Source organism: Flavobacterium sp. (assembly GCF_031363805.1).
Classification (GTDB): Bacteria; Bacteroidota; Bacteroidia; order Flavobacteriales; family Flavobacteriaceae; genus Flavobacterium.
This window is the reverse complement of record NZ_JANLVD010000096.1, coordinates 1-11460: the sequence shown is the minus strand read 5'-3', so window position 1 is coordinate 11460 and position 11460 is coordinate 1. Positions and strand designations below refer to the sequence as shown.

Annotated in this window: 12 protein-coding genes; 4 read left to right on the top strand and 8 right to left on the bottom strand. The window is 31.4% G+C overall.

What is annotated here, in order from left to right; genetic code table 11:
* A partial coding sequence (locus tag RMN92_RS05995; protein ID WP_309608560.1) for a LysM peptidoglycan-binding domain-containing protein occupies positions 1 to 1929 on the bottom strand: 1929 nt, incomplete at its 3' end.
* 142 nt (positions 1930 to 2071) lie between these two features.
* On the bottom strand, positions 2072 to 3601 hold the full coding sequence (gene guaA / locus RMN92_RS05990) for a glutamine-hydrolyzing GMP synthase (RefSeq protein ID WP_309608559.1): 1530 nt from the start codon (positions 3599 to 3601) through the stop codon (positions 2072 to 2074).
* Positions 3602 to 3787: 186 nt separating this feature from the next.
* Here guaA and RMN92_RS05985 point away from each other — a divergent pair, with 186 nt between their 5' ends.
* The 4 genes from RMN92_RS05985 to RMN92_RS05970 are packed head-to-tail and all read left to right on the top strand — an operon-like array spanning position 3788 to position 7708.
* The gene (locus RMN92_RS05985; protein WP_409024846.1) at positions 3788 to 4798 is read left to right on the top strand and encodes a DHH family phosphoesterase; all 1011 of its coding nucleotides are present in this window, start codon (positions 3788 to 3790) and stop codon (positions 4796 to 4798) included.
* A 5-nt stretch (positions 4799 to 4803) separates the two neighbouring features.
* Positions 4804 to 5370, top strand: a complete 567-nt coding sequence (gene gldI, locus RMN92_RS05980; protein ID WP_309608558.1) for a gliding motility-associated peptidyl-prolyl isomerase GldI — start codon at positions 4804 to 4806, stop codon at positions 5368 to 5370.
* 16 nt (positions 5371 to 5386) lie between these two features.
* Entirely contained in the window at positions 5387 to 6478 is a 1092-nt protein-coding gene (locus RMN92_RS05975; protein ID WP_309608557.1) for a peptidylprolyl isomerase, read from the top strand.
* 15 nt (positions 6479 to 6493) lie between these two features.
* On the top strand, positions 6494 to 7708 hold the full coding sequence (locus RMN92_RS05970; protein ID WP_309608556.1) for a peptidylprolyl isomerase: 1215 nt from the start codon (positions 6494 to 6496) through the stop codon (positions 7706 to 7708).
* 49 nt (positions 7709 to 7757) lie between these two features.
* Here the strand turns inward: RMN92_RS05970 and RMN92_RS05965 are convergent, their stop codons facing one another.
* From RMN92_RS05965 to RMN92_RS05940, 6 genes are all read right to left on the bottom strand, one after another.
* The gene (locus RMN92_RS05965) at positions 7758 to 8186 is read right to left on the bottom strand and encodes a hypothetical protein (protein ID WP_309608555.1); all 429 of its coding nucleotides are present in this window, start codon (positions 8184 to 8186) and stop codon (positions 7758 to 7760) included.
* Between the two features lie 79 nt (positions 8187 to 8265).
* Complete coding sequence (locus tag RMN92_RS05960) at positions 8266 to 8862, bottom strand: GNAT family protein (protein WP_309608554.1); 597 nt, start codon at positions 8860 to 8862, stop codon at positions 8266 to 8268.
* Between the two features lies 1 nt (position 8863).
* Entirely contained in the window at positions 8864 to 9514 is a 651-nt protein-coding gene (locus tag RMN92_RS05955; RefSeq protein WP_309608553.1) for a hypothetical protein, read from the bottom strand.
* Positions 9515 to 9528: 14 nt separating this feature from the next.
* On the bottom strand, positions 9529 to 9885 hold the full coding sequence (locus RMN92_RS05950) for a hypothetical protein (protein WP_309608552.1): 357 nt from the start codon (positions 9883 to 9885) through the stop codon (positions 9529 to 9531).
* Positions 9886 to 9917: 32 nt separating this feature from the next.
* The gene (locus tag RMN92_RS05945; RefSeq protein WP_309608551.1) at positions 9918 to 10523 is read right to left on the bottom strand and encodes a hypothetical protein; all 606 of its coding nucleotides are present in this window, start codon (positions 10521 to 10523) and stop codon (positions 9918 to 9920) included.
* Positions 10524 to 10565: 42 nt separating this feature from the next.
* A partial coding sequence (locus tag RMN92_RS05940; RefSeq protein ID WP_309608550.1) for an AIR synthase-related protein occupies positions 10566 to 11460 on the bottom strand: 895 nt, incomplete at its 5' end.

The window sequence follows — 11460 nt, the reverse complement described above, 5'->3', positions numbered from 1 at the left end:
GTTTTCAAACAACGGATTTCCAGCTTTTTGCTTGCATTCATACAATGCTTCGTCGACATTGTTGAAAGATTTTGAAAAAACATAATACGAAAATATATTAATATTAAAGAAAAAATTGGAGTTCACTTCTCCCGAATCTGTCAATTTTAAGGTAAATTCGTCTCTTGGTTTGGCTTCCGTAAAAATATTGGCGACTATATAATACCCATTTTTTACATCTTTAATATTTTTCAAAACTTCAATTTTAACCATTTTCTTTTCATCGACCACATCGTTGCCCAATTCTTTTCTGATTTCTTCACGGGTTTTGGTTGGAGTTTCAGCTACTATTGTTTTGTCTTTTTGAATATCAATGGCATTTTTTTGGTAGCGTTTGAGTTTTGCTTGTGCCATTTTATCGTCAAAATCTCTAGCTTCGGCACTATAAAAATTGGCTTTACCAATGCGACGCTTTAACTCGACATTTTTCTCGTTTCCTAATGAATCAATTTTTGTTAAAAGAAATTCATTTTTTTTGTTATTTATTTCTTGTGATTCTTGAATTTTTTTTATGGCTTCAATCGAAGCTTTATCGGCTTCGGTTAAATTTTTTGTTTTGTAGTTTTCTTTGACTTTTTTCTTGTATTCGTGGTTTTCATCATATGATATTTGCTGCACTTTATTCATCAAACCTGCATAAATTTTACGATTGTCAGCCAAATCCTTTTTCAGCTGAAATAGCATCTCATTGGTTTGACCGATACTTTTATACGATTCTCTTTCCAGTCTTTTTGATTCTTCCAAATCGTCAATTTCTTTGTCTTTCAAAACTACCAAATCATCACTCATAGTTACAACAAGTGAATCCAATTTTGAAATTAATATTTCTTGAATATTTTTATTGGCTTCCAAAACCAATTTTAATTTTTCTGCTGAGCCACCTTTGGTTTCATCGATAGAATTTAAATTTACTTTAAGCGAATTTACTTTAAGTACTTTTTGATTCATTTGTTTTTGAACCGTCAGTTTATCTTGTAAATCTTCAATTTCAAGTGTTTTCGCTTTTACTTTTTCGACAGCCACTTGTTTTTCTGCCAAGGCAATCATTAATTCCTCTTTGTCGCTATTTGGTTTTACCAATTTTGTATTGATGGCCAATTTATTCCCAATAATTAAACCACCAATAATTTCAGGATTTTGCGATTCCAGTTGCGCAATGGTGGTATTGTATTTTTTGGCTATTGAAAACTTGGTTTCTTTTGCTTCAACAACATGAAAAATGGTTTCACTATTGATTATTCTAGCTTGCCCATTCAAGGTTTTCTTTTTGTTTGGAATGGCAATGGTTTCTCCAATTTGTAAACCATCAGTTAAAATTTCTGCATTTAGTTTATCCAGATCATTAACTGAAACATTGTATAATCTGGCAATGCCAAATAATGTTTCTTGTGGTTTTACAATATGTGTATTATTGTTTAAAGTGTTTTCAGTCGTAGCTGAAGAAACTAGGGTTGGCTTTATTTTAACTTCTTCTTTCTGAACAATTTTAGTTGGAATAATTAAAGATTGTCCAGGTTTTATTCCATCTTTCAATAAATCAATATTTGCTTTTTCAATATCGATTATTGCAACATTATATAATTTAGAAATTCCGTATAATGTTTCTTTTTGTTGAACCAAATGATTTTTGGATGATTTATTGACTGGAATTTCAGTTTTTTTAATATTATAAGAAAAAGAATTGCTGTTGGGAATTATCAAAATTGAATTTTCCTGTAACCCATTTTGAGATTCTGGATTTATTTTGAAAATTTCAGCTGGAGTAACATTGTATTTTTTAGAAATTTGATAGATGTTTTCGCCTTTTATAACTTTGTGAGATAGTGTTTTCTCTTGCTGAGCGTAAATAATTTGCGAAATAAATAAGAATAATGCTAAAAAACACTTCATAATTATGGCTATTTAGGGAATAAGTCATTACAAAGATATTTATTGTAATGACTTATCATAATTATTTTTAACATTTTTAATCAACCAATTCGTTCATCGATAAAAAGCGTCTTTTAATCTATCTTTTTTAATATTTAATCGATTATTCCCATTCAATAGTTGCTGGTGGTTTTGAACTAATATCGTAAACAACTCTGTTAACTCCTTTTACTTTATTGATAATATCGTTTGATATTTTCATTAAAAAATCATAAGGCAAATGAACCCAGTCTGCCGTCATACCATCAGTAGATTCAACTGCTCGCAACGCTACAACTTTTTCATAAGTACGTTCGTCACCCATGACACCTACACTGTTTACTGGAAGCAAAATGGCGCCTGCTTGCCAAACTTTATCGTATAAATTCCATGATTTTAATCCATCAATAAATACAGCATCAACATCTTGCAGAATTTGGACTTTTTCTGGTGTAATATCGCCCAAAATTCTAATAGAAAGTCCAGGGCCAGGAAACGGATGTCTGCCCAATAATTCAGGATCAATTCCAAGTGTTGCCCCTACTCTACGCACTTCGTCCTTAAAAAGCATTCGCAAAGGTTCAACAATTTTTAATTTCATATAATCGGGCAAACCACCAACATTATGATGCGATTTTATGGTCGCCGATGGTCCTTTTACAGAAACCGACTCTATTACATCTGGATAAATGGTGCCTTGAGCCAACCATTTTACGTCTTCAATAATTTTTGATTCATCATCAAAAACTTCTATAAAAACACGACCAATAGTTTTACGTTTTGTTTCAGGATCAGAGATTCCAGCTAATTGCGAAAGAAATCTGTCTCCAGCATCAACGCCTTTTACATTCAATCCCATTCCTTTGTATTGTTCTAGTACATTTTGGAATTCATTTTTACGCAACAATCCATTATTTACAAAAATACAATACAAATTTTTTCCAATGGCTTGATGCAATAAAACTGCAGCCACTGTAGAATCGACACCACCAGAAAGTCCTAGAACGACTTTGTCATCTTGCAGTTTTTCTTTTAGTTCTGCAATCATTTCTTCAACGAACGCATTTGGTGTAAAATTTTGTGGTACTTCTGCAATTTTGACTAAAAAATTTTCTAGCATTTGTTTGCCATCGGTGGAGTGAAAAACTTCAGGATGGTATTGAATGGCATATGTAGTTTCGCCTTCAATTCTATAAGCTGCATTTTCAACATCGTGCGTGCTAGCAATTTTCACACCATTGGTTGGCAATTTTTTAATCGAATCTGAGTGTGACATCCAAACTTGAGAATTCAAATTTACATTCTCAAAAAAAGTTTCGTTCTCTTTAATATATGTCAAATTTGCGCGTCCGTATTCGCGTGTGTTTGACGCAGCTACTTCTCCACCTGAAAAATGAGCCAAATATTGCGCTCCATAACAAACAGCCAATAAAGGCATTTTGCCACGAATTTGAGACAAATCTGGATGTAGTGCTTCTTCAGACCTCACTGAAAATGGACTTCCGCCAAGAATTACGGCTTTGTAACTAGATAAATCTGTTGGAATTTTATCAAAGGGAAAAATTTCGCAAAAAATATTGAGTTCTCGAACTCGGCGGGCAATCAATTGTGTGTATTGTGACCCAAAATCTAAAATAAGTACGTTGTGTTGCATGTGCAAAAATACTTTTAAAATTTTAAAACTAAAAATTTAAATTTTGCTTTTTTGACTCGTTTATCTAGTTTTGAATTGAGGATTTTAGCAAACAATTAAATCAAGAAATCTAAATAATTTTCCTTACTAAAAAGTTTATGATAATTTTAGGCTACAATTTAAATACAAAATATGTATTTTCGCATTATGATGACAGCCAATGAAATTGATGCTATTAAAAATATTTTAGCTTCACCAAAAAAAATAATAATCATTCCACACAGAAATCCAGATGGTGATGCTATGGGATCGACTCTAGGATTGTATCATTTTTTGTTAAAACAAAAACATCAAGTAACTGTCATTTCTCCCAATGAATTTCCAAATTTTTTAGCCTGGTTGCCAGCATCAGAAAAAGTTTTAATTTTTGAGAAAGAAGAGCATAAATGTGAAGATATTTTAGATAAATCAGATTTTATTTTTACATTAGATTTTAATGCTTTGCATAGAACTGGCGATATTATGAAAGCATCGCTAGAAAAATTGGATAAAACTTTCATGATGATTGACCACCATGAGTTGCCTGATAATTATGCAAAATATACTTTTTCTGATACCACTTATGGCTCAACTTGCGAAATGGTTTATGATTTTATAGATCAATTAAGCGAGAAAAATTTAATCGATAAAACCATAGCTACATGTCTTTACACAGGTATTGTAACCGATTCAGGTTCGTTTCGTTTTCCGAAAACCACTGGAAAAACACACCGAATTGTAGCCGATTTGATTGATAAAGGTGTAGAAAATAACAAAGTGCACAACCAGCTTTTTGACACAAGTTCATACAATAGATTGCTTATATTAGGTAAAGCTTTGCAAAATATGAAGTTACTTCCAGAGTTTAAAACTACTTATATTACACTTTCTCAAGCAGAATTAGATAGTTTTAATTATCAAAAAGGTGATACGGAAGGCATTGTAAATTATGGATTATCAATTGCTGGAATAGATTTTACTGCTATCTTTATAGAAAATACAGCAGAAGGAATTATCAAAATATCTTTCAGATCGGAAGGCGATTTTGATGTAAATCAGTTTTCTAGAAATTATTTTGGTGGTGGCGGACATAAAAATGCTGCTGGAGGAAAATCAGACAAAACCCTACAAGAAACTGTTTTGTATTTTGAAAGTATTCTAAAAGAAATTAAAAAATAGAAGAAATGAAACTATTAAAAATAATATGTTGTTTGATTCTTGGCATGAATTTAGCCACTTGCTGTACGAAAAAGCAAGAACCTAGAAGACCCGTTTCTCAATCTTCTGGAGAGTTTATGAAAGAATCTATAGAAAGAAATAAAATTTTGAACGATAAAGAAGAAGCATTAATTGCAACCATTATTCAAAAAGATACTGCTAGAGATTATATTCCATCCAAAAAAGGATATTGGTATCATTACATTATTAAAAATGATTCGGTAAATGTTAAACCTACTAAGGGAGACGTTGCTTATTTTGATTATGAAATAAAAGATTTAAAAGGAAATATTATTTATAGCCAATTGGAACTTAAACCTCAAAAATATTTGGTTGACAAACAAAATATTATGTTAGGTTTGCGAGACGGAATTAAATTAATGAAAAAAGGCGAAAAAGTAACTTTTCTTTTTCCATCGCATATGGGCTACGGTTATCATGGCGATAATAAAAAAGTTATAAATAATGTGCCATTAATGTGTACCGTAACTTTAAATGATATTAAACCAGAAAACGAAATCAAAATTGAATAACTATAATTTTTTTAAAATGAATAAAATAGCAAGTTTATGTTTGGGTGCAATTGCACTTTTATTTTCATGCAATTCTGAGCACAGCAAATTGCCAGATGGAATGTATGCAGAAATTGAAACCAGCAAAGGGAAAATTTTATTGCAATTAGAATTTGAAAAAACGCCTGTTACCGTAGCCAATTTTGTATCGCTTGCCGAAGGAAAAAATGACATGGTTAGCGAAAAATTCAAAGGCAAAAAATTTTATAATGGTTTAAAATTCCACAGAGTTTTGCCAAACTTCATGATACAAGGTGGCGATCCAGACGGAAATGGATCTGGCGGGCCAGGTTATAAATTTAAAGACGAGTTTCTAGATGATTTGAAAATGGATAAAGCTGGAATTTTGGCTATGGCAAATGCTGGACCTGGAACCAATGGAAGTCAATTTTTTATTACACACAACGAAACCAATTATTTAAACGGTCGCCATACGGTTTTCGGGCATGTGGTTACTGGTCAAGAAGTGGTAAATAAAATTGCGCAAGATGACCAAATCACATCAATAGAAATTATTAGAAAAGGAGCAAGTGCAAAGAAATTTGATGCTCAAAAAGTTTTTAAAGATTATTTTGATGCTGAAGTTTCCATAAAAAAAGAAAGTGATGCCAAATACAAAAAAACTATAACTGATAAAATGGCTTATTTTTCAGGTTTAAAAAGCTCGGCTGTAAAAACAGAATCAGGATTAATGTATAGTGTCGTACAAAAAGGAAATGGTAAAAAAGCAAAAGCTGGATCACCAATTTTCTTTCACTACGCAGGTTATTTTGAGGACGGAAATTTATTTGATACCAGTTATGAAAACGTAAGTCGCGATTTTGGAAAACTAGATCCAAATAGAGCTGCCGCAAAACAATATATACCGTTACAATTTGAAGCGGGAAAAAAAGACGGAATGATTCCAGGATTTATTGAAGGTCTAGAAAAAATGTCATTTGGAGAAAAAATTGTTGTTTTTATTCCATCCAATTTGGCTTATGGAGCACAAGGTGCTGGTGGTGTGATTCCGCCCAATACAAATTTAATATTCGAACTGGAATTGTTCGAGAAAATGCCAACACAATAATTAAAAATTTAGAAAATGAAATTAAAATTGATACTGTTTGTTTTATTAGGAATAACAAACATTTACGCGCAGTCAGGAAAAAAAGTTATAAAAAATACTAAAGTTGTTACAAAAAAAACCATCACAAAAACTCAACCCAGTGTTATAAGTGGAGAAGGTATTTTTGCTGAATTTGATACCAATAAAGGCAAAATATTGGTACAATTAGAGTTTGTAAAAACACCAATCACGGTGGCAAACTTTGTATCGCTTACAGAAGGTACAAATACGATAGTAAAAGCAGAATTGAAAGGCAAACCTTATTATGACGGATTGAAATTTCACCGTGTGATCAAAGACTTTATGATTCAAGGTGGCGATCCACTAGGAACAGGTTCTGGCGACCCTGGCTACAAATTTAAAGATGAATTTACAGATTTAAAACACAATAAAGGCGGAATATTGTCTATGGCAAATTCTGGTGTGGGAACAAATGGAAGTCAATTTTTTATTACACACAAAGAAACACCTTGGTTAGATGGCAAACACACTGTTTTTGGAAGCGTAGTTACTGGAATGGATGTAGTTAATAAAATTGAACAAAACGATGTAATCAACAAGCTTACAATTATCAAAAAAGGTGTTGCTGCAAAAGCATTCAATGCTAGTAAAATATTTGCTGATTATTATGCTACAAAAGGCGATGATGATAAAAAACAAATGCTTATTGATGCTGAAAACAAAAAGAAACAAGCTGAACAAGTAGTTTTAGCCAAAAAAGAATACAATGCAAAATATGGAAGTGTCATGGTTGAAAAAGTAGCTTCACTAGCAAAAACCAGAGCTGTTTCAACAAAATCTGATAGTGGATTAGAATACACTATTGTAAAAGGAAATGGCAAAAAACCTGTTGAAGGAACCACAATGTATGTTCACTATGCTGGTTATCTTGAAGACGGGAGTTTGTTTGACAGTAGTTATGAAGATGTAAATAAAACTTGTGGTAAATTTGATCAAAATAGAGCGAATCAAAATGGATATCAACCTTTTCCATTTCAAGTGGGCAAAAAAGATGGTTTGATTCCTGGTTTCTTGGAAGGTATAAATTTAATGTCATTTGGAGACAAAGCTACTTTGTTTATACCATCTGCACTAGGATATGGAGCTCAAGGTGCTGGAGGCGTGATTCCGCCAAACGCAAATATTATTTTTGAAGTTGAGATTTTGGAAGCTTTACCAGTAAAAAAATAAAAAGTTACAACTTAAAAAGGCTTTCAGAAACAAATCTGAAAGCCTTTTTTTATTCACCATATTTCCAATCGAATTCGTCATCGTTTATGATGCATCCCAATTCTACCTTTACTATTTTATTAAATTCTGAAACCAAAATCAGCCAATTTTCTTCGTTGAAATAGTTTTCTGCCAAATCAAAATTTTCTTTTTCCCAGGTTTTAAAAGTTAATAATTCAGATTTTAAATTTTCAATTGTTTTGCCGATAACATTATGGTCAAAAATAGTCAACTCTGGATTAGAGGAAATTAGGTAACCTAGCCTAAAATCTTCCTCTTCGTAGAAACTCATTTGCAACATCAAATCATTATAAATAAATATTACATTTTGATCTTCATCTTTGAATTGTTTGTCTGGATTTCCAAAAATTGACAAAACATCATTTTGTTTCATTCCGAAAACAAGTTTGTCAATTCCATTTTTTGGTATAACTTTCATTTGAATTATTTTATTACAAAGTTTGTGAAATTTTTGTTAGAAAAGTTTATTTTGAGTTAACAATAAATTAAATTTTCAATTAAAATAATTTTTGTTTTAAATTTTCCTTGACACTTTCAAACCATTCATCTCGCAAAATACTTAAAACAATAGTATCCCTTCTAGAACCATCTAGTTTTGTCATGTTGCTTCGTAAAATTCCATCAACTTTGCAACCAATACTTTTGATAGCAGCTATGCTATGAAGATTATTGTTATCTGCCCGAAATTCTACACGTGCCATATTCATTTTTTCAAATGCAAATTCGATAAGCAAATATTTACAATGTTTGTTGAGACCTGTGCCGTGAAAATTTTTTCCATACCACGTATATCCCAATTGTAAAGTTCTATTTTGAAGCTGGATGTCATAAAAACGAGTACTTCCAGCGTATTGATTCGTTTTTTTATCAAAAACAGCAAATGCATATTCGGTTTGTTTGTAACGATTGTCTAAAGCAATTTGCAAATAATTTTTAAAATTTTCTTCTCCAATTGCTGGAATAGATGAAAATTTCCAAATTTCAGTTTCGTTTAATGAAAAAGTCACTAGACTTGAAAAATGGTTGGCTTCCAATGACTCCAATCTTACTCGATCAGATTCTAAAACATAATTTTCATTGAAATCAAAATTCATATTATCTGGGCATTTTAATTATCGCAATTAACAATAAAATTAAAAGCAATACTGCTGAAACCCAAAATATTTTCATACTTGGTGTCGCAATTTTCGAGATTTTCTCGTTTATTTTGTAGGCAATAATGGCTGGATAATCTAGATGTGGTTGCGAAAAATCGACATCGTCTAAATTTATTTTTTTGAAACCATATCGTAATACTTTTTTGTTTACTGAACTAATGTTTGAATCAAATCTTAACTCTCCCAGTAATTTAATTTTTACGACAGATGCATTGGTTAATTTATCCAACCAACCGGGTTGTTTGTTTGAAATATTGCTGATATATTTTTCAATTTTAGGGGTTACAAAATCCTGTAATTTTTCTTTGTAAACAATTGAAATAATGGTATGAATAGCATATTTGTTGGCAAATAAAATGGAAAAAATAAACATTCCTACATTCGAAATAAATAAAAGTACAGTCCAAAACTCATTGCGAAAAGCGTTGGTAATTCTGCCGAATCCATTTACTCCTTCGTAATTTTGATATAAAAAATAGCTGGCAATTATTCCTATAATAGATATTAAAATTCCAATCCCGATGATTTTAACCCAAGCAATTCCTGCCTTTAAAGCAATTTTTTTAAGTAATGCTAATTTTTCGTTCATATTAAAAATGTTATTTATTCGTTAAACTCATCGTGGCGTTCTGGAACTTGTGGATCGTATAGTGGACATTTAAATTCATCCAAAACATCAACTAATTTATCCATGGTTTTGCCTTCAGTTCCATAACAATCAATTTTTACACTTTGTGGTGTGGTTCGAATGTGAAATGCACCTTTGCCCGATGTGTTTTTCCAACTAGCATCATCCACTTTTTCCCAACTGGCAAAAACATTGTTTATTCGATTAAGAATAATATCAATAGGCAAATCTTCCAAACCATCGACCAATTCTGCATCAGATATTGATTCGTACACCAAATGATGGTTAAGATAAATTCCTTCTTTATAATTCCAAAATAGTAGTTCGTACATAGTTTTTGTTGTTTGTGGAAAAGAACTGGTAATTAGCTTTTGATTGTTTTAATCAAGATTATTATAAAAAGTAAAATTATGATACCTGAAAGTGCATATATGATTGAATTTTGTGAATGGATTTTCTGTTCAAAACCATTTTTAACTAAATCAATTTGATAACTAACATTATTTTGAAACTTTTCAAATCTAACACGACTTACATCGGATACGTAAGATTCATATAATTTTTCAAGAGTTTCTGATTCTTCTTTTTCAACATTTTTAAATAAGCTTGTTCTTGAACAAATTGAACTTGATAATGTTTGATTATCTTCTTTTGCATAGATTAGATATTCCTTACCAATTTCAAACATAAAATCACAGCTTGAGCCATCTTGAGTTAATATTGTTCTAAATTCTCTATTTTTATAAAAACCTATTTTGAAAGATTTTAAAATTTTTACAGTATAAGAATAAATTTTAGCACCATTATTCCCATAAAGTAGAGAGTCGACACTTACTATCTTTCCATTAAAAATTTCATTTGCACTTTCCCAATTCATTTTTACAGATGGCTTTGCAGTACAAGAACAAGAATAACTTTTCGAAACTGAAAAAATTATAACTATAAATAACAATAATTTTTTTGCATTCATAAATTTAATGTTTTAAGCCAAAAATTTGTATTTAACTGTAAATCAATACTCAAAAACGCCATATTCACTTTTAATTGTCAATCTTTTATTTTCGCTTGCTTCCACTCTACCTACAATTTGTGCTTCGACACCAAATGAATTTGATATTTCTATAATATTTTCAGCTATATTTTCTGGGACATAAATTTCCATTCGGTGTCCGCAATTGAAAACTTGGTACATTTCTTTCCAATCGGTTTTGGACTGTTCTTGTATGAGTTTGAAAAGTGGTGGAACGGGAAATAAATTGTCTTTTATAATATGTAAATTATCTACAAAATGCAAAATTTTGGTTTGTGCGCCACCACTACAATGCACCATGCCGTGAATTTGTGTTGGTGTGTATTCTTGCAATATTTTTTTAATAATTGGCGCATAAGTTCTGGTTGGAGATAACACTAATTTTCCAGCATCAATTGGAGAATTTTCAACCTTATCGGTTAATTTTATTTTACCTGAATATACTAAATCAATTGGCACTTGGGCATCATAACTTTCTGGATATTTTTGTACCAAATAATGATCGAATACATCATGACGCGCTGATGTTAAACCATTGCTACCCATGCCACCATTGTAAAATTTTTCATAATTGGCTTGACCGAACGATGCCAAACCTACAATGACATCTCCCGCTTGAATTTTAGCATTATCCACAACCTCAGCACGTTTCATGCGAGCTGTAACGGTTGAGTCTACAATTATAGTTCTTACTAAATCGCCCACATCGGCAGTTTCGCCACCTGTGGAATGAATATTTACACCGTGAGTTTTTAATTCTTCGATAATTTCTTCGGTACCTTCGATTATTTGTTTGATAACTTCTCCTGGAATTAGGTTTTTATTTCGCCCAATAGTCGAGGAAAGCATAATATTATTGGTAGCGCCAACGCAAATT